Here is a 21997-nt window from a genome sequence, read left to right on the forward strand (position 1 = left end):
CGGCATGGCGGTAGTCGCCGCGACGGTCGCCTCGGGCAAGATGCCGACCCCGACCCTGCTGACCGGCTCGAAAACGGAAACCGACACCCCCGACCCGAAACCCGTCGACGCGAAGACCATGACCGCCATGCGCGCGATGATGCAGGAGGTCACGGCCCGGACTCCGGCTCTGGCGGCGTACCGAGACATCCGCGGCAAGACGGGCACGGCCCAGTTCGGCGACGGCACCCATGCACACGGCTGGTACGTGGCCTTCCGCGGCGACATGGCGTTTGCGCTCCTGATCACGGACGCGGGCGCGTCAGCGAAGGCGGTCGCAGCGGCAACAAGATTCCTGAGAGCCCTTGGCTGACAGCCGTGCAGGCGATCCCCGGCCGACCGCGGCGGGATGCATCGTAGGGTGGGGTCATGCCCGTACGTGCTCCGCTCAAGCCCGGTGTCCAGTCGCCGCGCCGGCCTGTTCCGTCCTCGATCGCGCATCCCGAGTACGTCGACAAGGACATGCCCAAGCGCAACACCGAGCCGTGGGTGCAGACCGACGAGACCATCGAGGCCATGCGGGTCGCCGGGAGGATCGCCGCGCAGGCGCTGCAGGAGGGCGGCAAGGCCGTCAAGCCCGGCGCCATCACCGACGACATCGACGCCGTCGTGCACGAGTTCATCCTCGACCACGGCGCCTACCCGTCGACGCTCGGCTACCGGCATTTCCCCAAGTCGTGCTGCACCTCGCTCAACGAGGTGATCTGCCACGGCATCCCGGACACCACGCAGATCCAGGACGGCGACATCGTCAACATCGACGTCACCGCCTACATCGGCGGCGTGCACGGCGACACCAACGCGACCTTCCTCGCGGGCGACGTCGACGACGACGTCCGGTTGCTCGTCGAGCGCACGCACGAGGCGACCATGCGCGCCATCAAGGCCGTCCGCCCCGGCCGGCAGCTCAACGTGATCGGCCGGGTGATCGAGGCGTACGCCAAGCGGTTCGGCTACGGCGTCGTCCGTGACTTCACCGGGCACGGCATCGCCCGGTCCTTCCACAGCGGGCTCGTCATCCTCCACTACGAGGAGCCCAGCGTGGAGACCGTGATCGAGAAGGGCATGACGTTCACGATCGAGCCGATGATCACGCTCGGCGGCATCGACTACGACATCTGGGACGACGGCTGGACGGTCACCACCAAGGACAAGAGCTGGACCGCCCAGTTCGAGCACACGCTCGTCGTCACCGACGACGGCGCGGAGATCCTCACGCTGCCCTGAGCAGCTCCGCGAGCACCTCGAGCACGGCCACCGCGACCGGGTCCGGGTCGGTGGCCGGCGCGAGGTGGTGCGAGTCGAGCCGCCGGACCGGCCAGCCGAGCGCGGTCGCCTCGGCCAGGTCCGCCTCGTACGCCTTCGACAGCAACACGTAGCCTGCGGGCCCGGACCACTCGACGTCCGGCCGCGGCTCCTTGAGGAACGAGATCGGCACCTCGGGCGCCTCGTCCGCGATCTGCGCCCGCAGCTCGTCGTCCGCGACCAGCTCGACCAGCGGGTCGGGCGAGAACCAGCGCTGCCAGCGCGGCAGCCGGCCCTCCCGCGAGGCCGCCTTGAGCTGCGCGTACAGCTCAGCCGGCACCTGATCGCGCCAGCTGCGCCCCGGCGTCGGCAGCCCGGCGTCCACGAACACCAGCCCGGTGACCGTGTCCTCGAGCGCGTCGGCGAACGCCGGCAGCAGCGGCCCGGCGCCGCTGTGCCCGATCAGCACGACCGGCCCGGCCAGGTCCTCGTCGCTGATGGCGTCGGCGAACGCGCCGACCAGCACCTGGTGTACGGGCGCGGACACGACGCTCGGCCGCAGGTCGAGCAGGACCGCCGGATGCCCGTGCGCCGCGAGCGCGTCCGCGAGGGGACGCAGGCTCGCCGGCCCGAGGAACGGGCTGTGCACCAGGACGGCGGTGATCGGGGACGCGGCCATGCCCGCGATGATGGCAGAAACCACCGCGCGCGCCGTGCGCGGAACACGCGCCCGCACGGGTCTACCCCATGCGAACCCGCGGTGGACCGGTGCTAGTGTCATGATTCACACTTCGATGGGGGAAGAGTGATAGTTCGCGACGACGCGCGCGAGGGCGGCGACGAAGTAATCAGCGAGTTCGCGCTGGTGTCCGCCGACGGAACCCGCGAGCTCTCGATTCGACTGACCGGCGAGCTCGCCGACGAGTTTCGCGAGTTCCTGACGGCGCAGGCGTTCAGAATTCCCGAAGGCCACGCTCGTTCGGTCGTGGCGGAAGTGGTCGTCGCGACGGCCGCCAACCCCGCGGCGTGGACCACGCTGGGCGGGGCGGTGGTCGCCTTCCTGCGGCGCCACCGCGGAAAGGCGCACCGCTTCGAGGTCGAGGGTAAGTCGGTCTCCATCGAAGGTTACTCCGCCAAGGAGGCGCGCCGGCTGGCCAACGATCTTCTCGGCATGAGCCGGTCGCGCGGCAACTGAAAGCGGTCGGGACCCGCCCGGCGGCGCGCAGTTCATTTCGTTTATCGAATCCCAATCGACTCGGCTGGAGGTTCCGTGCCGCACGCCCTTGTGATCGGCATCGACTGCTATTCCGGGAAGCGGATCCCGTCGCTCAAATTCGCCGTCAACGACGCGGAAGAGATATCCCAGCGTCTCGACTCCGCGGGCTTCGACGTCGTGACGCTCACGAACGAGGCGGCCACCCGCGAGAACATTCACACCGAGCTCGAACTCCGGCTGAACGACCGCATCGCGGACGAGGACGACCCCGTCCTGATCTACTGGTCCGGCCACGGCATGTCCGACCTGCGGGAGAACGCCGCCAATGATCCGGCGCGGTCGACCTTTCTCCTCCCGTACGACGCCGACATCAACCAGCCCCTGTCCACGGCCCTGCCCGTGCAGCACGTGTGGGCGCTGCTGGACCGGCTGCGGACCCGCCGGTTGCTGGTCATGCTCGACACCTGCTTCAGCGGCGCGTTCGTCGACGACGGCCGTGGCTTCGAGCTGGGGACCCGGGGTGGTTCCGGTCCCCTCACCGACGACTTCCTGCAGATCGAGGGGCGTGGTCGCGTCGTGGTCGCGGCCTGTGGTCCCAACGAGGTCGCCCGCGAGAGTGCCCGGCACGGGCATGGCAACTTCACCCACTCGCTGCTGTCGGTCCTGGACCGCGGCGTCGACACCGGCGACCGCCGCGCGCGGATCACCTCGCTGATGTCGGACGTCCGCGCCGAGGTCGTGCGCCTGACCGGCGGGGACCAGACGCCGTCCCTGCACATGGACGGCACCGGCCCGGATTGGACCATCCCGCTGCCCGCGCCCGCCCCGTACCAGCCGCCCATGCCCAGCTGGGCATTCGTGGGGACCTCCGGCGGAGTCGGCAAGACGACGCTCGCGATGATGACGGCCGAGTTGCTCGCCGAGTCCGGCAACAACGTCCTCTACCTCGACGCCGACATCGAGCACCACGGCGGCACGAGCGAGTGGTGTCAGCGCGCCATGGTCGAGCTCGGCCAGGTCCGCACGTTCGCCGACCACGTGGCCGCGTTCTCGCGGGCGAAGTCCCGCACGCCGGCCCGGAACCTCACCGACCGGCTGCTGAACGTCACGCCGGCCTACCTGCGCCGGCACGGTTGCGGCGAGATCTACCTGCTGCCCGCCGCACGCGTGAGCGACCGGATCTTCGTCTTCGACCTCGTCGCCGAGATCAAGGAGCGCCGAGCCAACACGACCTGTAGGCAGATCCTCGACGCCGCCTTCGAGCGGGGCATCAAGCAGGGGGCGACCTGTGTCGTCATCGACTGCGGCGCCCAGTTCGATCCACTCGTCGTCAACGCGTTGGCCGCCGCCCACCACCCGTTCGTCGTGGCGGCCGCGCGGGCCGGGGCGAAGGACCAGCGGGAGAAGATCCTGAGCAACTGCTCCCAGCTCGTCGAGGAGTTCAGCCCGATGCGCGTGGAGACGGTCGTCAACCGGGTCCCGAGCCGGGAGGCGATGCTGCAGCACTGGGGCGAGGCCTACTACGGCGGTGGCTACTACCACTGGCTGCCGTTCGACCGGGAGCTCTTCAAGGACTGGGAGGAGGGGCGGCCGAACTTCGAGCTCGGCTACGACGAGCTGAGTCAGAGCTGGCACGAGATCCTCGTCGCCTCCGACCGCAACAGCTGCAACGGCCTGCACCGGAACATGCTGCCCGACGAGTGGGACCGCTTCAGCAAGTGGGCGCTGTGGCTCGTCAACAACCGGGGCTGGGCGGACGTCGAGCGTGACACGTTGAGCCGGACGGTGCGTCGGTCGTATTTCGCCGCCGCGCTCTACGTCGCGGGAGCGGGCGTCGGGCTCGCCAGCGTGCTCCTGCACCTGCCCGCCGACGGCCCCGAGGACGACGCCTCGTTCCTGCCGCAGTGGCTCGCGATCACGCTGCTCTGCCTGTTCGGGCTCGGCCTGGCGGCGAACGTCGTCGCCAGGTGGCTGCTTCGCCGCCGTCGCAAGGTGCTGGACGAGTTGCGCAAGCACCTCGGATCCAAGGACGACCTGCGGGGCTGGTTCGCGGTGCCGGCCGACGAAGGCCCGTGGTGGAAGGTCTGGAAGTCCAGCCGCCGTGCGGCCATCGAGTGGCTGCACAGCCGGGTCGTGCGGGCGCGTTCGAACCAGTTGCCGGCCGGTGAGTTGCATGGGGCCGCCCGGTGAGGCATCTCGGTTTCCGGTGCTCCTACTCGGCGCTGAAGGACGTCGACGGCGCGTCTGCGTGCGGTCGCCGGGCCACGCAGCGCGCGCAGGGCGACCCGAAGTGCTTGGGGCACTGGGCGGTCGCCTACCTGTTCTTGGTCATCGGGCGCACCGAACAGGCGCGCTCGACGTGGACAGCCGTCTACGCCATCGCGCTGTGCCTCGGCGTTGCCGCCCTGGCGAACGAGGTGGGGCACTGGTGGCCTACCGAGTCGTCGCCGCTCTACGTCAACGTCGTCACCACCGCCATGCTCGCCGGGATGTTCGTGAGCTTGCAGGGGGAGCGTGCGTTCGGCGGCGTGGTCTGGTTGGTCTTCATGCCGTTCAGCGGCGTCGCGGGCTTGATCTACGGCGGCACGTTGCTGACCGAGAAGCTTTCGTCGATCGGTGACGGCGCCGGGCCGGTCGAGGGTGCTGCCGGTGCGGTCGGTATCGCCGCGAACGTTCTCATCGGATTCCTGCTCCTCGGAATGTGGGCGAACTTCGTTCTCTTCTACTTCGGCCGCTACCGGTGGATGGACCGGGTGGCGCTCCTCGGCAACGGCGCCTACATCCTGCTCATCGTCGCCGCGGTGGTGCTGGCGATCGTCTCGGGTGGCAGCAAGAACTCCCTGCTCATGATGGTCATCATCGGCTTGGGCGCGATCGCGGTGACCAAGGGAGCCGCGCGATTCAGGAAGCTCGCGCAGCGTCTGCGTGTTTGACGAGGGAGCGGGAGAGATGCGGGGTGCGCTGCTGGTCGCCGGGACGTCGTCGGACGCCGGCAAGAGCGTGCTCGTGGCCGGACTGTGCCGCTGGCTCGCCCGGCAAGGGGTGCGGGTCGCACCGTTCAAGGCGCAGAACATGTCCAACAACTCGGTCGTGACCCCGGACGGCGGCGAGATCGGCCGCGCCCAGGCCATGCAGGCCGCCGCCTGCGGGCTCGAGCCGAGCGTCCGGTTCAACCCGGTCCTGCTCAAGCCCGGCGCGGACAACAGCTCGCAGGTGGTCGTGCTCGGCCGGCCGGTCGGTGTCGCGAACGCCCTGTCCTACCGGCGGTTCGAGCTGCTCGGCACCGTGCTGTCCACTTTGGAGGAACTGCGCGGGGAGTTCGACGTCGTGGTGTGCGAGGGCGCGGGCTCGCCCGCGGAGATCAACCTGCGCGAGGGCGACATCGCGAACCTCGGCCTCGCGCGCGCGGCCAGGCTGCCACTGCTCGTCGTCGGCGACATCGACCGCGGCGGCGTGCTCGCGCACCTGTTCGGCACGCTCGCCGTGCTCGACCCCGCCGACCAGGCGCTCGTGGCGGGCTTCGTGATCAACAAGTTCCGCGGTTCGCTCGACCTGCTGGCGCCCGGTCTCGCCCAGCTCACCGCGCGGACCGGCCGGCCCGTGCTCGGCGTGCTCCCGTGGCAGCCGGAGCTCTGGCTAGAGGCCGAGGACTCGCTCTCCTACACCGCGGACGGCGTGCTCGGCCGGCCCGCGCCACCGGTGGGGGAGCAGTGGCTGCGCGTCGCGGTGGTGCGGCTGCCGCGGATCTCGAACGCGACGGACGTCGAGGCGCTGGCGTGCGAGCCCGGAGTCGCAGTCCGGTTCGTCTCGGATCCATCACGGCTCGCGGACGCGGATCTCGTCGTCCTGCCGGGCACGAAGTCCACAGTGGAGGATCTGGCGTGGCTGCGCGAGCAGGGGCTGGCCGACGCGATCGTGCGCCACGTCCGGGCGGACCGCCCGCTGCTCGCGATCTGCGGCGGCTACCAGATGCTGGCCGGGCAGATCACCGACGCGGTCGAGTCTGGCGCCGGTACCGTCACGGGGCTCGGCCTGCTGGACATGGACATCGCCTTCGCCGAGGCGAAGACACTCACCCGCAGGTCCGGCGTCGCGCTGGGGCAACCGGTGAACGGGTACGAGATCCATCACGGCCAGGTGACGCGGCGGGCCGAGGTGCCGCCCCTGGTCGAGCCCGGCGAGGGCGCATTGACCGGACCGATCGCCGCGACCCACTGGCACGGCCTGCTCGACAACGACGCGTTCCGCCGCGAGCTCCTCGGCTGGGCCGCGACACAGGCGGACCGGCCGGGCTTCAAGCCGGCCCCCGACACCCGGGTGGCACAGGCCCGCACGGCGCAGCTCGACCTCCTGGCCGGCCTGGTGGCCGACCACCTGGACACGGCGGCGATCGTCGAGCTGATCGAGAAGGGCGCGCCGCCGAACCTGCCGACCCTGCACACGACGCGTTAGTCGAGTGGCAGGTTCAGCAACGCGTTCTCGACCAGCTCCGGCATCGCCGGATGGATCCAGTACTGGCCCTTCGCCATGCTCCGCGCGTCCAGCCCGAAGCTCATCGCCTGGATGAGCGGCTGGATGACCGTCGACGCCTGCGGGCCGATGATGTGCGCGCCGAGCAGCTGCCCGGTCGCCGGATCGGCGAGCAGCTTCGCGAATCCGGTCGTGTCCTCCATGGCCCAGCCGTAGGCGATGTCCGCATAGTCCTGTGTGGACTTGACGTACCGCGTGCCCCGCTCGCGCGCCTGCTGCTCGGTCACGCCCACCGACGCCACCTGCGGCGAGCTGAACACCGCGTGCGGCACGAAGCGGTGGTCGGACGCGATGGGCGCCGACGGGTTGAGCAGGTTGTGCTGCACCACCCGCGCCTCGTGGTTCGCCACGTGCTTGAGCTCCCACGGCGAGCTGACGTCGCCGAGTGCCCACACGCCCTCCGCGGTCGTGCGCTGCGTCGCGTCCACCCGCACGCGGCCGTTCTCCGTCAGCTCGATGCCCGCGTTCGACGCGTCGAGCGTGTCGGAGTTCGCCTTCCGGCCGATCGCCACCAGCACCAGGTCGGTCTCGATCGACTCCGGACCGTCCACGGAGGACAAATCGACCCGGATTCCACCGTCCACACGGGACGCACCGCGCAGCGTGCGGTTCATCCGCAGGTCCCACCGCTGGGCGGCCAGCTCGGTGAACCGCGCGCTGATGTCCTCGTCCTCGTGCCGCAGCATCCTGCCCGACCGGCCGACGATCGTGACGTCCACCCCGAACGCCGCGAACACGTGGGCGAACTCCGACGCGACGAACCCCGTGCCGACGATGACCATACGCCGGGGCAACTCGTCGACGCGCATGACCGTGTCGCTGGTGTGATATTCGATGCCCTCCAGTCCCGGCGGCACGATCGGGCGGCTGCCGTTCGCGAGCACGATCCGGTCGGCGGTGAGCTCCTCCTCGTAGCCACTGATCGCGAGCCGCCGCGGGCCGGTGAAGCGCGCGGTCCCGTCGTAGACGGTGACGTTCTCGTTGTCCGCGTGCGAGGTCCGGTACGCCCGCCCGCCGCTCGCGATGGGGTCGATCCGGCCGAAGATGCGGTCCCGCACGTCGGTCCAGCGCACCCCGCGCAGCTCGGCCTCCACGCCGAGCTTCGCGGACGCGGCCGGGGTGGCGGCCAGGTCCGCCGTGTGCACGAACATCTTCGTCGGGATGCAGCCGACGTTGAGGCAGGTACCGCCGAACGTGCCCCGCTCGACGATCGCGACCCGCCAGCCGGCGAACCGCGAGTCGAGGATCGAGTTACCGGAACCGGTGCCGACGATGACCAGATCGAAATGCGTCACGTGTCCATCCAACATCCCCGGCACCGGTACGGATTCCCTGCCCGCCGCGTGTCGACCCGGCGCCGGCTCAGTGCTGGTAGGTCGGCGTGACGATCGCGCGGGCGAGCGTGTGGAACGCGAGGTTGAAGTTCACGAACGCGGCCGAGGTGTTCTCGTCGACCTCGAGGGCGTCCACGTCCACCGCGTGCACCACGAAGTAGTAGCGGTGCACCTGGTCGCCCTGCGGCGGCGCGGCTCCGCCGAAGTTGCGGGTCGTGAAGTCGTTGCGCACGTGGAACGCGTCGCCGGGCAGGCTCGCGTCATCGGCGCCGGCGCCGGCGGGCAGCTCGGTCGTCGAGCCCGGGATGTTGACCGCGATCCAGTGCCAGAACCCGCCGGGGATCGGCGCGTCCGGGTCGAAGCAGGTGACCACGTAGCTGCGGGTGCCCTCGGGCGCACCCGACCAGGACAGCTGCGGCGAGGTGTTCTTGCCGCCCGCGCTGTCGTGCACGACGCTCATCGGCAGCTGCTCGCCGTCGGTGACGTCGGACGAGGTCACCGTGAACGAGCCGACTGCCGGCAGCAGCTCGTATGGATCGGGCGCAACGGGACGATCGAGGCTCATCGTCATCTCCCTGAAGAGTGATCGTTTCGGCGACAACCACCCTAGTCTCGGCCGAACGCCACCGCCGGTCCCGGCACCCGCCTAGTCTGTGCGGTGAAGCGAGGGGAGTGGGCGTGACCGAGCACGAGGTGGCACACAGCTCGACGCGGGTGCGGTTCCCGGGGATCAGCCCGCGGGCCTACGAGCACCCTGCCGACCGGGGCGCGATGGCCACGCTGCGCGCGGTGCCGGGGGTCGACGCGGTGCTGAAGGCCGTGGCCGGCATGTGGAACGAGCGCGCCGAGCGGCTGTACGCGCTGGCCTCGTCGATCCGGGTCAGCGAGAAGCAGTTCCCGAAGATCCACAAGCTGCGCGTCGACGCTGCCGAGACGCTCGACCTCGACACAGTCCCGGAGCTCTACGTCACCCGCAACCCGTTCGCCAACGCCATGTCGATCGGCATGGACAAGCCGTTCATCGTGCTGACCACCGGCCTCGTCGAGGCATACGACCTCGACAGCCTGCGTTGGGTGGTCGGCCACGAGACCGGGCACGTCCTGTCCGGCCACGCCGTGCTGCGCACGTTGCTGCTGCGCCTGCTGCGGCTGCAGGCCACCGTGCAGTGGCTGCCGATCGGCGCGATCGGGCTCCGCGCGGTCATCGCCGCACTGCTGGAGTGGTTCCGCAAGGCGGAGCTCACCGCGGACCGGGCCGGCCTGCTGTGCGGCCAGGACCCGGCCGCGGCGCTGCGCGGGCACGTCTACCTGGCGGGTGGCACGTCGATGGCCGACATCGACATCCCCGAGTTCATGCGGCAGGCCAAGGAGTACGAGGAAGTCGACGACATCCGCGACAGCATCCTCAAGCTGATGACCGTGGAGGGGATGAGCCACCCGTTCGCCGTCGTGCGTGCCGCACAGCTGCAGAAGTGGGCGGCGTCGGAGGAGTACCGCGCGATCCTCGCCGGCGACTACCTGCGCCGCGCCGACGACACTCCCTCGTCGTCCATGATGGACGACGTCCGTGCCGCCGGCCGCTCGTACAAGGAGTCGTGGTCGAACTCGGCCGACCCGCTGGCCAAGGTGCTGGGCGAGGTCGGCGAGGCGGTCTCCGGCGCCGCCGGCAAGGTGTTCAGCCGCTTCGGCGGCTCCCGCGAGTCCAAGGCCGACGGACAGAACGGCGGCTAGACCTTCGCGGGCACCAGCGCGAGCAGCTCGTCGACCGACCACTGGTCGCCCGCGTGCCGGCCCAGCTTGCGCGCGATCGTGCGGCCATCCGGGGCGATGAGGAAGTCACCGGGCAGGCCGAGCCGCCCGCCCGCCGGCCGCGCCGCCGGGGCCGGCTTCTTCCCGCGCAGCACGGGAGGCAGCGCCACCGCGACCGCCCGGAGGATCGTCGGCCACACCCGCGGGTCGAGCAGTGAGCGGAGCGAGGCCGCCACCCCGTACCTCTTGTAGAGGACCTTGTCCGGATCGGCGATCACGTCGAACGGCAGGTCCGCCGCGTGCTCGCGCAGCTCGGCCGCGGGGGAGTGGAACACGACGACCTCCCGGACGGCGGCCGCGCGTATCTCGTCGTGCCGCAGGACGACCGACCGCAGGTGGAGGTTGCAGACCGGGCAGCCGGCGAAGCGCCGGAACTGCAGGTGTACCAACCGTTCCGGGTCGGGTACGGGCACGGTCTCCCCATGGATGTTCGTCAGGTGCATCGGAGCTCCCCGCGTAGGCGTACAGCGTACATCTACGAGTATCCGCGTAGCTTGTACGCTGTCAAGCCGTGCCCCGGCCCCGCTCGCTGACGCCCGCGCGGATCGCGACCGCCACGCTGGCGGTGATCGACCGCGACGGCCTCCCCGCGCTGACGATGCGCACCGTGGCCAGGGAGCTGGGCATGGCCACGATGTCGCTGTACCGCTACGTGGCCGACCGGGACGAGCTCGAGGCGCTGGTCGTCGACCACGTGCTCGCCGAGGTCGACACGTCGCAGCCCGCGGGTGAGTGGCGCGAGCAGGTGGCAGAGCTGCTCGGCCGGCTGCGCGACGTGGTCCGCGCGCATCCGGGGACCGTGCCGCTGCTCGTCCGGCACCGGCACTCCGCGCCGTCGTCGACCCGCTGGATCGAGGCGATGCTCACGGCGCTGACCGCGGCCGGCTTCCGCGGTGCCGACCGGGTCGTCGCGCAGCGGACCCTGGTCAGCTTCCTGCTCGGTGCCCTGGAGAGCGAGTATCACGGCCCGCTGGCCGGCGCCGGCACCGCGGCCATGGCCGGGCTGTCCACTGCGGACTACCCGATCCTGGCGCAGACGGCCGCGGCCGCGGCGCGGATCCCGCCGGACGAGGAGTTCCGGCGAGGGCTGGAGATCGTGCTGCGCGGCCTAGTCCCCGGTGGCGGAGAAGTGCTGTAGGTCGACGGGTTCCGACCACTCGCCGCCCCACTTCCAGCCGATCGCGGCGAACGCGCGGACGACGACGTCGCCCGCGTTGATCATGCCCGGTCGCGCCCTCGAGCGGTCCAGATAGGACGAGGCCAGCTCGGGCAGCACGAGATCGCCGCGGACGTAGGGGTTGTGGAACGGGTTTACGTCGATCGCGAGGCCGCGGGCGTGCGCGGACCAGCGGTCGAGCCCCACCGCGGGCCGGCAGACGAACGCGGTCGTGTCATTGCCGTCGCCGGTCGGCGCGGCGTCCAGTTCGGACCGCGCGACGACCCGCATCTCCTCGATCGGGAAGCCGGCCGCGTAGAGGATCTTGAACACCCGCGTGACCGGCGCGGCCGCGGACCGGTTGACGATCATCTCGCCGGTGTGGGTCCGGCCGTCGAAGCCGCGGAAGGACATCGTCAGGTAGCGCAGCTCGCTCACCGACACCGGGCAGTCGCCGCGCCACGTGCTGCGCGCGAGCACGTCGCCGGGCACGGGCCGGACCGCCGACCGGTAGCGGTCGCTGCGCGGCGTGGGCAGCCGGTCGATCGTCGGCAGGCGCCGGTTCACCAGCGGCTTCGGCGTGGGAAGGACCTGGCCGTAGCCGTCCGGGCGCAGCGGCAGCGGCTGGGCGCCGACGACCCACGAGGGCGCGGCCGGCGGCGAGGTGGTCGTCGTGGATCGGGTCGGCGGCGCGGGGTCCGTCGGCGCGGGAGCGGACGTACAGGCCGCAACGGCCAGCACGACCACAAAAGGCACGAGTCGCGACAAACCCACGCCACCAGCATGCCCGACCGCCGATTTCACCCGGTCCAGCGACATGGTCGAGTTGCCGCGCCGCGGCGTCCACGAAAACCTGCTCGGGCAGTGACGACCAGTGTGAGGAGATGACATGGGGGGAACGTCCCGGATCACGCGGCTGCTCATCGCGGCCGGCCTGCTCGCCGCGGGGATCGCGGCGATCGGGCTCGACCAGGCGGGGGCCGACCAGGAGATCGTGGGCGGTGACCGGGCGAGCATCACGGACCACGGCTACACGGTGTTCCTGACGACGGCGGACGGCTTTCAGTACTGCGGCGGCACGCTGGTGGACGACGACAAGGTCGTCACCGCGGCGCACTGCGCGGTCGGCCACAAGCCGGCGGACGTCGTGGTGGTCGCGGGCCGCGAGGACAAGGAGAGCGACGCGGGCACGACGAGCCCGGTCACGAAGATCTGGGTGCACCCGGCGTTCACGGACGTCCGGTCCGGCTCGGACGTGGCGGTGCTGACGCTGGGCAAGCAACTGCCGTACGAGACGGTCGACCCCGCGAGCGAGGACGACGTGGACCTCTACGCACCGGGCGTCGTCGGCACGATCCTCGGCTGGGGCCGCACGTCGGTGGACGGCGACGCGTCCCGGTTCCTGCGCAAGGCAGAGGTCCCGATGATCGCGGACGCGAGTTGCGAGAAGTCGTACCCGGCGTTCAAGCCCGCGGCGATGGTCTGTGCGGGGGTGGAGAAGGGCGGCGTGGACACGTGCCAGGGCGACTCGGGCGGGCCGTTGATCGTCGAGGGCGAGCTGGCCGGCATCACGTCATGGGGCGAGGGCTGCGCGGCGCCGGGCAAGCCGGGCGTCTACACCCGGGTGGCGGCCTACCACGACGTGCTCGCGGAGCAGATCTGATATCCAGTCGGATGTGGAACTGACGCACGCGGCCGGGGACGAGCTGACGGCCGAGCAGCTGTACGGCCTGCTCAAGCTGCGGGTGGACGTGTTCGTGGTGGAGCAGGCGTGCCCGTACCCCGAGCTGGACGGTCGCGACCTGCTCCCGGACACGGTTCACCTGTGGTGGCCGCCGGCCGGCGAGCCGCAGGCGTACCTGCGCCTGCTGGCCGAGCCGGGCGGCGGGTTCCGGATCGGCCGCGTGTGTACCTCCGAAGCGGCGCGCCGCCAGGGCTGGGGTGCGAGGTTGATGGCCGCGGCGCTGGAGCTGACCGGTGAGTCCGAGGTGGTGCTGGACGCGCAGACCTACGCGCAGGACTTCTATAGAAGGTTCGGCTTCGAACCGGAGGGCGCCCCCTTCGACGAGGACGGCATAGAACACATCACGATGCGCAGGAAGGTAGCCCGAGCGCGCGCGAACCACTCGTCGAGCTGAAGGAGGGTTTCGACCCCTTCAGTAGGCCCCACGTCACTGGTCAGAGCCGACTTTCAAGATCTCCGGCAGCCTCCGGCCCCCGCGATCCAGCCTACGAAGACCGGCTGACAGGAACGGCGACAGGCGAACGCGACCGCCTGAGAAACCGCTAAGGCGCACACCGCGTGATGACCTCGACCGCCCGGTCCATCTCCCCCTCGGAAAGATCGGCCCGCGCGGTCAACCGCAGTCGCGAAACCCCGTCCGGCACCGACGGCGGCCGGAAGCACCCGACCCAGACCCCGGCCGCGCGGCACTCGTCGGCCCACCGCACCGCGGCCTCCGGTGAAGGCGCCCGGACCGAGACGACAGCCGCGTCGGGCGTGGTCACCGGCAGGCCGGCGGAGGACAGCCGGGAAGCGAGGGAGGAGGCCACGTCGAGGGCCCGCGCAGGCAGGTCCGGCTCGTCGCGAAGGACGTGCAGGGCCGTCAACGCGGCGGCCGTGTTCGCCGGTGACAGCCCCGTGTCGAAGATGAACGACCGCGCCGAGTCCACCAGATGCTTGATCACCCGCCGCGGACCCAGCACCGCGCCGCCCTGCGCGCCCAAGGACTTCGACAGCGTCACCGTGGTCACCACGTCCGGCTCGCCGATCAGGCCCGCGTCCGCCACCGCCCCGCGGCCACCGGGACCCAGGACGCCGAAGCCGTGGGCGTCGTCGACCACCAGGGCGGCGCCGTGGCCGCGGCAGGCCTCGAACAGCGCCGGCAGTGGCGCGAGGTCGCCGTCCACCGAGAAGACCGAGTCCGTCACCAGCAGGGCCCGGTCCGTGCGCCGCGTCTTCAACGCGTTCGCGGCCGCGGCCGGCGACGCGTGCTCGACGACCGCCACGTCCGCGCGGGAAAGCCGGCAGCCGTCGATCAGTGAGGCGTGCAGAAACCTGTCCGTGACGATCGCGCTGCCCTTACCGGACAACGCCGTGATCGCGCCCAGGTTCGCCATGAAGCCCGACGAGAACACCAGGGCCGCCTGCGTCCCGCAGAACGCCGCCAGCTCGTGTTCCAGCTCGATGTGCGTGTCGAGCGTGCCGGTCACCAGCCGCGAGCCCGTCGAACCGGCACCCCAGCGCAACGCGGCCGCCGCGGCCGCGCCCGCGACCCGCTTGTCCCTGGCCAGGCCGAGGTAGTCGTTGCCGGCCAGGTCAAGCAGATCCGAGCCGGGCCGGCGGGGGCGCAGCCGGCGGGTGAGGCCGGCGCTGCGGCGCTCGTCGGCGCGGATGTCGAGCCAGTCGAAAACCGAGGTCACGCGATCGAGTCTGACAGCAGTCCGGCCGGCGCCCGGCCAAGGCCACGCGTCGAGGACCGGTTTGCCCGAGTGGTAACGGTTCGGCATGCGCCTTGCTCGTCTTCACCGCCAGCGGTTACGGTCCGGTCCTGGCGTGATCGCGGTCACGCCGGGCAGTCCGAGGTTGCAAAGGCGCACACCGGAGCGGCGATGTCGATCCTCTCGGTCAACAACCTCGAGGTCGTCTACGACGACGTGGTGCTCGTGCTGCGCGGCCTGTCGCTCGACGTCCCGGACGGCTCGGTCGTCGCGCTGCTCGGGGCCAACGGCGCCGGCAAGACCACGCTCCTCCGTGCCGTCACCGGCCTGCTGATCGCGCACCGCGGCAAGATCACCAAGGGCACGGTCGCGGTCGGCGGCAAGGACCTGACCGGCGCCGACCCGGCCGACGTCGTGCGTGCCGGCGTCGGGCAGGTCATGGAGGGCCGGCGGATCTTCGCCGAGATGAGCGTCGAGGAGAACCTCAAGGCCGGCGCCCACTCCCGCAAACGCGCCGAGTACCGCGAGTCCCTGGGCCGCGTGTTCGACCTCTTCCCGATCCTGGCCGAGCGCCGCCGCTCGACCGCCGGCTACCTGTCCGGCGGCGAGCAGCAGATGCTGGCCATCGGCCGCGCGCTGATGGCCCGCCCCCGGCTGCTGCTGCTCGACGAGCCGTCGCTCGGCCTCGCGCCCAAGCTCGTCGAGCAGGTGCGCGAGATCATCGTGCAGATCAACGAGCAGGGCACCAGCGTGCTGCTGGTCGAGCAGAACGCCGTGATGGCGCTGTCGATCGCCAGGTTCGGCTACGTGATGGAGGTCGGCAAGGTCGTGCGCGACGGCCCGGCCGAGGAGCTGCTGGCCGACGAGGACATCCGCGAGTTCTACCTGGGCTCGGTCTCCGACACCGAGAAGCGGTCGTTCGCCGAGGTCAAGAGCTACCGGAGGAAGAAGCGATGGAGCGCCTGACCACCGAGCAGGCCGCCGCTCGACCTGCGGCGAGCCCGCCCGAGGAGACACCGGCGCCCCTGCTCGAGGTGCGCGACCTGACGCTCAGGTTCGGCGGCGTGACCGCGCTGAACGGGGTGAGCTTCACCGTCGCCCGCGGCGAGCTGTTCGCGGTGATCGGCCCGAACGGGGCCGGCAAGACCTCGATCTTCAACTGCCTCAACGGCGTCTACCGCCCGCAGCGCGGCACGATCACGCTGGCGGGCAAGCGGATCAACGGCCGCTCGCCCGCGTCGATCGCCGCGATGGGTGTGGCGCGCACGTTCCAGAACCTCGGCCTGTTCGCCAACCTCACGCTCATCGAGAACCTCATGCTCGGCCGCCACCACCTGATGCGCACGGGCCTGCTCACCGGGATGCTCTGGTGGGGCCGGGCCAAGCGCGAGGAGATCACCCACCGCGCGGCCGTCGAGGAGATCGTCGAGCTGCTGGAGCTCGAGCCCTACCGGCGCACGCCGGCCGGCCTGCTGCCCTACGGCGTCGCCAAGCGTGCCGAGCTCGGCCGCGCGCTCGCGATGGACCCGACGCTGCTGCTGCTCGACGAGCCGGTCGCCGGCATGAACGTCGAGGAGACCGAGGACATGGCGCGCTACCTCGTCGAGGTCCGCCGCGAGCTCGACCTCGCGATGATCCTCGTGGAGCACGACATGCGGCTCGTGATGGACCTTGCCGACCGCGTGCTCGCGCTCGACTTCGGCGTGCCGCTCGCGATGGGCTCGCCCGCGGAGATCCAGCAGAACCCCAAGGTGATCGAGGCGTACCTGGGAGGCGGAGCATGACCGCGACCGTCGAGCAGTCGACCGGAACCGCGACCCTCGTCGCCCGCCTACTGGAGCACGCGGCCGCCCGGGCCGACGAGGTGGCCATCCGCGAGAAGTACCGCGGCGTGTGGCGCGAGTGGACGTGGGCCGGGTACGCGAAGCGGGTCGCCGGCGTGGCCGCCGGCCTGCGCTCGCTCGGCGTCGTGCCGGGCTCGCGGATCGCCGTGCACGCGGAGAACCGGCCGGAATGGGTGATCGCCGACCTCGCCGCGCAGGGGCTCGGCGCGTGCACGGTCGGCGTGTACCCGACCTCGCCGGCGGCCGAGGTCGAGTACCTGCTCGGCCACTCCGAGGCGGAGGTGCTGATCGCCGAGGACGAGGAGCAGCTGGACAAGGCACTCGCCGTGCGCGAGCGGCTGCCGCTGCTGCGGCACATCGTCGTGATGGACCCGCGTGGCCTGCGCTTCGCCGACCTGCCCGGGGTCCTCACGTTCGCCGAGCTGGAAGAGCGCGGCGCGGTTCCGGACGCCGCCGAGCGGTACGCGGAGTCCGTCGAGGCGCTCGACCCCGAGGCGACCGCGATCCTCGTCTACACCTCTGGCACGACCGGTCCGCCGAAGGGCGCGATGATCTCGCACACCAACCTCGTCGCGTCCGGCCGCGCGTTCGTCGAGGTGCTCGGCGCGGCACGCGGCGACGAGGTGCTGAGCTACCTGCCGCTCTGCCACGTCGCCGAGCGGCTGATCTCCGTCATCGACGGCATCTGGGCCGGGCTGGTGGTCAACTTCGGCGAGGGCGGCCCGTCGTTCTCGAACGACCTGCGCGACGTCCAGCCCACCGTCTTCCTCGGCGTGCCCCGGGTGTGGGAGAAGATGCTCGCCACCGTGGAGATCCGCATGGCGGACGCGTCGCGGCTCAAGCGGGCGCTGTACCGGGCGTGCCTGCGCCAGGGCCGCCGGATCGCGCCGCGCCGCATGTCCGGGCGCACCACCTTCGGCGACCGGCTCGTGCTCGCGCTGTGCGGGCTCCTCGTCTTCCGGGCGCTGCGCGAGCGGCTCGGCATGTCCCGGGTACGCGCGCCGATCAGCGGCGCCGCGCCGATCGCCCCGCAGGTACTCGAATGGCTGTGGGCCATCGGGATCCCGGTTCGCGAGGGTTACGGGCAGACCGAGAACACCGCGATCTGCACGCTGAACCCGGTCGGCGACATCCGGCTCGGCACGGTCGGCGTCGCCTCGCCCGGGGTCGAGGTGCGCATCGCCGACGACGGGGAGATCCTGACCCGCTCGGCGGGCGTGTTCCAGGGCTACCTCGACAACCCCACGGCGACCGCGCAGACCGTCGACGCGGACGGCTGGCTGCACACCGGCGACGTCGGCGAGCTCGACGCGGACGGCTTCCTGCGGATCACCGACCGCAAGAAGGACATCATCATCACCGCTGGCGGCAAGAACATCTCGCCGTCGGAGATCGAGAACCTGCTGAAGGTCTCGCCGTTCGTGCGGGAGGCCGTGGTGATCGGCGACCGTCGCAGGTTCCTGACCGCGCTGATCGGCATCGAGCTCGACACCGTCGGCAACTGGGCCAGCCGCCGCGGCCTCGCGTACACCACGTACGCGGACCTGTCGGCGAAGCCGGACGTGCAGGCGCTGATCGACGGCGTCGTGCGGGAGGCCAACGAGCGGCTCGCGCAGGTCGAGCAGATCAAGAAGTTCACGCTGATCGGCAAGGAGCTCGACCACGAGGACGGCGAGCTGACCGCGACGCAGAAGGTCAAGCGCCGCGCGATGGAGGAGCGCTTCGGCCCGGAGATCGAGGCGATGTACACATGAGCGAGCTTGCGAGCGAATCAATGGATACAGGGCGACCGCGAGCGGCCGGGCTGAGCCTGCGAGGCGCGGTCGGTGGCGAGCTTGCGAGCGAATCAATGTCACAGGGCGACCGCGAGCGGCAGCACCGAGCCTGCGAGGGGCTGTCGTGAGTACGTTCCTCACCAACGTCTTCGCCGGGCTGGCCCTCGGGTCCACGTACGCCTTGGTGGCCATGGGTTTCGTGGTCATCTACAAGTCCACCGGTGTGATCAACTTCGCCCAGGGCGGGCTGCTGGCGCTCGGCGCGTACCTCGGCTACTTCTTCGCCAACAACCTCGCGCTCGCCTTCGGTGTCGCGATCCTGCTCGCCTGCGCGGCCGCCGCGGTCGTCGGCGCGAGCGTGGAACGGATGATCCTGCGCCGGATGGTTGGCCAGCCGCCGTTCGCGGTCATCATGATCACGATCGGGCTGCTGTTCGTCCTCGAACCGCTGATCACCGCGATCTGGGGGTTCGACAACCTGCCGATCGACAACCCGTGGAACATCCGCACCGTCGAGGTCGGCGGCCTCGTGCTGGGCGTGCGCGACCTGTGGACGATCGGGATCACCGCCGCGGTCGTCGTCGGGTTCTTCCTGTTCTTCCGCTACACGTCGTTCGGCCTCGCGATGCGGGCCACCGCGTTCGACCCGGAAGCCGCGCTGGCGCAGGGGATCAGCGCGCGCCGTGTCTACGCGGTGTCGTGGGCGATCGCCGCCGCGCTCGCCACGCTCGCCGGCATCACGCTCGCCGCCGGCCCGGCCGGGCTGTCACCGTCGATCAGCTTCATCGCGCTCGCCGCGTTCCCCGCGATGATCCTCGGCGGCATGGACTCGGCGGCCGGTGCGGTGCTGGGTGGCCTGATCATCGGCCTCGCCGAGGCGCTCACCCGCGGCTACCAGGACGAGCTGTTCTCCTGGGCGGGCTCGAACGTCTCGGTGATCGTGCCGTACGTGCTGATGATCCTGATCCTGCTCATCCGGCCCTACGGGCTGCTCGGGACGAAGGACGTGAGGCGGATCTGATGGCCACCACCAAGCCGCACCGCAACCTCGTCCGCACCTACGCCCAGGACCTGCGCCTGTTCGGCACCCCCACGAAGCGGGCCGGGCTCGCCGCGATGCTGATCGTGCTGCTGGTGCTGCCCACGATCGTGCAGGACGACTTCTGGCTGTCCGTGCTGATCTACTCCGGCGTCACCGCGATCGGCGCGATCGGGCTCAACCTGCTGACCGGCTACTGTGGACAGATCTCGCTCGGCCACGCGTTCTTCATCGGCGCCGGCGCCTACTGCGCGGCACTCGTCGGCGGCGACCTGAACCTGCCGCTTCCCTTGTGGCTGCTGGCATCCGCGGCGGTCGGCGCGGTGCTGGGCGGGCTGATCGGACCGTTCGCGCTGCGGCTGCGCGGCCACTACCTCGCGATCGTCACGCTCGGGCTGATCTTCATCGGCGAGCACCTGTGGCGCAACCTCACCTGGCTCACCGGCGGCAACAACGGCACGTCGGTACTCGCCCAGCCGACCATCGGCCCGGTCGACCTCGGCGCGCTGGAGCTCGCCGGGGAGAACTACTCCCGCAACCAGGGCTACTTCTGGCTCGTGTGGGCGCTGGTCGCGATCCTCGCGCTGCTGACCAAGAACATCGCCCGGACCCGGCCCGGCCGCGCGCTGTGCGCGGTCCGCGACCACGACCAGGCGGCCGAGGTCATCGGCGTGCGCGCAGGCCGGTACAAGATCGGCGCCTTCATGGTCTCCAGCGCGATCGCGTCGATGGCCGGTGCGCTGTTCGGCTCCTACCAGCAGCACGTCAGCCCGGACGACTGGACGCTGCTGCTCTCCATCCAGTACATCGCGATCATCATCGTCGGCGGGCTCGGGACGATCTTCGGCTCCATCCTCGGCGCGATCTTCGTCGGCGCGCTGCCGGCCCTGATCGACGAGTACTCCAGCGCCATCCCCGGCGTCGCCACCGAGGCGGGCGGGGACGGCTTCATCAGTGTGTTCGCGCTCAACCAGGCCATCTTCGGCCTGTTGATCGTGCTGTTCCTCGTGTTCGAACCCAGAGGCTTGGCGGGCATCTGGTTCCGGGTCAAGGCCTACTTCAAGGCCTGGCCGTTCTCCTATTGACGCAAGGAGGCGTCACATGCGGATGACCAACAACGGTATCGGGCTCGCCAGCAGGGCGATCGGAGTCGCACTGAGCCTGATGCTGGCCGTCTCGGCCTGCGGGGGCGCGGGGGAGGACGAGGGTTCCGGTGGTGGGAAGGCCGGCGCGCCCGGCAACACCGCCGGCTTCGACGGCAAGACGATCAAGCTCGGCGTGCTGACCCCGCTTTCCGGCACGGTGGCCGTCATCGGGCAGCCGCTGACCGCCGGCAACGAGGTCTGGTTCGACGCCGTCAACGCGAAGGGCGGCATCGGCGGCAAGTACAAGGTCGAGCTGGTGCAGGAGGACACCCAGTACAAGACGGACTTGGCGGTGCAGAAGTACAACAAGATCAAGGGTGACGTGGTGGCGTTCACCCAGATCCTCGGCACGCCGCCGACTCTCGCGGTGCTGCCGCAGCTGCGTACCGACAAGATCCTCGCCGCGCCGGCGTCGCTGGACGCGCTGTGGGTCCGGGAGGACAACCTGCTGCCTGTCGGCGGGCCGTACCAGATCCAGGCGATCAACGCGATGGACTACTACCTGACCGACGGCGGCGGGTCCAAGGACGACGTGATCTGCACGATGATCCAGGACGACGTCTACGGCGAGGCGGGCCAGCAGGGCATCGACTTCGCCGCGGAGAAGTACGGGTTCAAGGTCGCCAACACCCAGAAGTTCAAGGTGGGCACGGAGAACTACGCCGGCCAGATCGGCGCGCTCGCCGGGGCCAAGTGCAAGATGGTGTTCCTCGTGGCCACGCCGTCGGACGCGGCCAAGATCTGGGGCACGGCGGCCCAGGCGCGCTTCGCGCCACAGTGGATCGGGCAGTCTCCGACGTATACCGGAGCGCTGGCCCAGTCCGCGGTCGCGCCGTACATGGAGAAGTCGGTGTGGATCATGGCGGACGGAACCGAGTGGGGTGACGACTCGGTGCCGGGCATGAAGACGATGGCGGACGACATGGCCAAGTACGCCCCGGACCAGAAGCCGGACTTCTACTTCGCGTTCGGCTACAACCAGGGCCGGGCCATGACCGCCGTGCTGGAGAAGGCCGTCGAGAACGGCGACCTGTCCCGGGAGGGCATCCTCAAGGCGTCGACCGAGATCGGCACGGTCAGCTTCGGCGGCCTCACCGGCGACTATCAGTACGGACCCGCGGCCGAGCGCAATCCACCGCGTTCGACCAGCGTGTTCGCTGTCGACCCGGCCAAGCCGGTAGGGCTGAAGAAGCTCAAGTACCTGATCGAGTCGGACGCCGCGAAGGAGTTCGAGTTCAAGAAGGCAGATCTCTGATAACGAATACGTGGAAAATACCGACCACACGGTAGGTGAGCGTGATCGAATGACGCCATGACGGCGATCGTGACCGTGATCGGCATGGTGGGGGAGACTCCGCCACCCGGCGCGGCCACCACGATCGCCGAGGCCCGGCTGGTGGTCGGCGGCCGCGGGGCGGGGGGGG

General features: G+C 70.6%; 22 protein-coding genes. 16 read left to right on the forward strand and 6 right to left on the reverse strand.

Features of this window, described 5'->3' with window-relative positions:
* The coding region (locus VH969_RS11140) for a penicillin-binding transpeptidase domain-containing protein (RefSeq protein WP_331973612.1) at positions 1 to 352 on the forward strand (352 nt) is incomplete at its 5' end.
* Positions 353 to 408: 56 nt separating this feature from the next.
* Positions 409 to 1266: a type I methionyl aminopeptidase gene (gene map, locus VH969_RS11145; RefSeq protein WP_331973613.1), complete on the forward strand. Its 858-nt coding sequence runs from the start codon at positions 409 to 411 to the stop codon at positions 1264 to 1266.
* On the opposite strand, the gene VH969_RS11150 is transcribed toward map, so the two are convergent.
* Positions 1253 to 1963, reverse strand: coding sequence for an alpha/beta fold hydrolase (locus VH969_RS11150; RefSeq protein WP_331973614.1), 711 nt, complete (start codon positions 1961 to 1963; stop codon positions 1253 to 1255). The two genes, map and VH969_RS11150, sit on opposite strands and share 14 nt — an antisense overlap.
* Positions 1964 to 2149: 186 nt before the next feature.
* On the opposite strand from VH969_RS11150, the gene VH969_RS11155 reads away from it, so the two are divergent.
* The 4 genes from VH969_RS11155 to VH969_RS11170 all read left to right on the forward strand — a co-directional run bounded on the left by VH969_RS11155 (position 2150) and on the right by VH969_RS11170 (position 6952).
* Positions 2150 to 2479: an effector-associated constant component EACC1 gene (locus VH969_RS11155; protein ID WP_331973615.1), complete on the forward strand. Its 330-nt coding sequence runs from the start codon at positions 2150 to 2152 to the stop codon at positions 2477 to 2479.
* Between the two features lie 75 nt (positions 2480 to 2554).
* A complete protein-coding gene (locus VH969_RS11160; RefSeq protein WP_331973616.1) occupies positions 2555 to 4690 on the forward strand; it encodes a caspase family protein in 2136 nt (711 codons plus the stop codon).
* Positions 4691 to 4794: 104 nt separating this feature from the next.
* A complete protein-coding gene (locus VH969_RS11165; protein ID WP_331973617.1) occupies positions 4795 to 5433 on the forward strand; it encodes a hypothetical protein in 639 nt (212 codons plus the stop codon).
* 16 nt (positions 5434 to 5449) lie between these two features.
* On the forward strand, positions 5450 to 6952 hold the full coding sequence (locus VH969_RS11170) for a cobyric acid synthase (protein WP_331973618.1): 1503 nt from the start codon (positions 5450 to 5452) through the stop codon (positions 6950 to 6952).
* Here the strand turns inward: VH969_RS11170 and VH969_RS11175 are convergent.
* Positions 6949 to 8325, reverse strand: a complete 1377-nt coding sequence (locus tag VH969_RS11175; RefSeq protein WP_331973619.1) for a mycothione reductase — start codon at positions 8323 to 8325, stop codon at positions 6949 to 6951. The genes VH969_RS11170 and VH969_RS11175 overlap by 4 nt on opposite strands.
* Positions 8326 to 8392: 67 nt before the next feature.
* Positions 8393 to 8929, reverse strand: coding sequence for a YbhB/YbcL family Raf kinase inhibitor-like protein (locus VH969_RS11180; protein ID WP_331973620.1), 537 nt, complete (start codon positions 8927 to 8929; stop codon positions 8393 to 8395).
* Between the two features lie 113 nt (positions 8930 to 9042).
* On the opposite strand from VH969_RS11180, the gene VH969_RS11185 reads away from it, so the two are divergent.
* Entirely contained in the window at positions 9043 to 10095 is a 1053-nt protein-coding gene (locus VH969_RS11185) for a M48 family metallopeptidase (protein ID WP_331973621.1), read from the forward strand.
* Here VH969_RS11185 and VH969_RS11190 read toward each other — a convergent pair.
* Positions 10092 to 10616 (reverse strand): peroxiredoxin-like family protein, encoded by a 525-nt coding sequence (locus tag VH969_RS11190; RefSeq protein WP_331973622.1) that lies wholly within the window; start codon positions 10614 to 10616, stop codon positions 10092 to 10094. The genes VH969_RS11185 and VH969_RS11190 overlap by 4 nt on opposite strands.
* Positions 10617 to 10684: 68 nt before the next feature.
* Between VH969_RS11190 and VH969_RS11195 the strand changes: the two genes are divergently transcribed.
* A complete protein-coding gene (locus VH969_RS11195; RefSeq protein WP_331973623.1) occupies positions 10685 to 11311 on the forward strand; it encodes a TetR/AcrR family transcriptional regulator in 627 nt (208 codons plus the stop codon).
* Here the strand turns inward: VH969_RS11195 and VH969_RS11200 are convergent.
* Positions 11282 to 12103 (reverse strand): M15 family metallopeptidase, encoded by an 822-nt coding sequence (locus tag VH969_RS11200; protein ID WP_331973624.1) that lies wholly within the window; start codon positions 12101 to 12103, stop codon positions 11282 to 11284. The genes VH969_RS11195 and VH969_RS11200 overlap by 30 nt on opposite strands.
* 115 nt (positions 12104 to 12218) lie before the next feature.
* Here VH969_RS11200 and VH969_RS11205 point away from each other — a divergent pair, with 115 nt between their 5' ends.
* Both VH969_RS11205 and VH969_RS11210 read left to right on the forward strand, forming a co-directional pair.
* Positions 12219 to 12992 carry a S1 family peptidase gene (locus VH969_RS11205; RefSeq protein WP_331973625.1) on the forward strand — a complete coding sequence of 258 codons (774 nt, stop codon included), beginning with the start codon at positions 12219 to 12221 and terminating at the stop codon, positions 12990 to 12992.
* Between the two features lie 13 nt (positions 12993 to 13005).
* A complete protein-coding gene (locus tag VH969_RS11210) occupies positions 13006 to 13467 on the forward strand; it encodes a GNAT family N-acetyltransferase (protein ID WP_331973626.1) in 462 nt (153 codons plus the stop codon).
* Positions 13468 to 13615: 148 nt separating this feature from the next.
* Here the strand turns inward: VH969_RS11210 and bioF are convergent, their stop codons facing one another.
* Complete coding sequence (gene bioF, locus VH969_RS11215; protein WP_331973627.1) at positions 13616 to 14752, reverse strand: 8-amino-7-oxononanoate synthase; 1137 nt, start codon at positions 14750 to 14752, stop codon at positions 13616 to 13618.
* A 195-nt stretch (positions 14753 to 14947) separates the two neighbouring features.
* Between bioF and VH969_RS11220 the strand changes: the two genes are divergently transcribed.
* The 6 genes from VH969_RS11220 to VH969_RS11245 all read left to right on the forward strand — a co-directional run bounded on the left by VH969_RS11220 (position 14948) and on the right by VH969_RS11245 (position 21828).
* Complete coding sequence (locus VH969_RS11220) at positions 14948 to 15736, forward strand: ABC transporter ATP-binding protein (protein ID WP_331973633.1); 789 nt, start codon at positions 14948 to 14950, stop codon at positions 15734 to 15736.
* Positions 15724 to 16554, forward strand: coding sequence for an ABC transporter ATP-binding protein (locus VH969_RS11225; protein ID WP_331973628.1), 831 nt, complete (start codon positions 15724 to 15726; stop codon positions 16552 to 16554). Before VH969_RS11220 ends, VH969_RS11225 begins: the two co-directional genes overlap by 13 nt.
* Positions 16551 to 18368 carry an AMP-dependent synthetase/ligase gene (locus VH969_RS11230; RefSeq protein WP_331973629.1) on the forward strand — a complete coding sequence of 606 codons (1818 nt, stop codon included), beginning with the start codon at positions 16551 to 16553 and terminating at the stop codon, positions 18366 to 18368. Before VH969_RS11225 ends, VH969_RS11230 begins: the two co-directional genes overlap by 4 nt.
* A 145-nt stretch (positions 18369 to 18513) precedes the next feature.
* On the forward strand, positions 18514 to 19410 hold the full coding sequence (locus VH969_RS11235) for a branched-chain amino acid ABC transporter permease (protein ID WP_331973630.1): 897 nt from the start codon (positions 18514 to 18516) through the stop codon (positions 19408 to 19410).
* Positions 19410 to 20513 carry a branched-chain amino acid ABC transporter permease gene (locus VH969_RS11240; RefSeq protein ID WP_331973631.1) on the forward strand — a complete coding sequence of 368 codons (1104 nt, stop codon included), beginning with the start codon at positions 19410 to 19412 and terminating at the stop codon, positions 20511 to 20513. Before VH969_RS11235 ends, VH969_RS11240 begins: the two co-directional genes overlap by 1 nt.
* Before the next feature lie 22 nt (positions 20514 to 20535).
* On the forward strand, positions 20536 to 21828 hold the full coding sequence (locus VH969_RS11245; RefSeq protein ID WP_331973632.1) for an ABC transporter substrate-binding protein: 1293 nt from the start codon (positions 20536 to 20538) through the stop codon (positions 21826 to 21828).
* The last annotated feature ends 169 nt before the right edge of the window (positions 21829 to 21997 follow it).

Origin of the sequence: Actinophytocola sp., from assembly GCF_036555685.1 — a bacterium.
Lineage (GTDB): Bacteria > Actinomycetota > Actinomycetes > Mycobacteriales > Pseudonocardiaceae > Actinophytocola.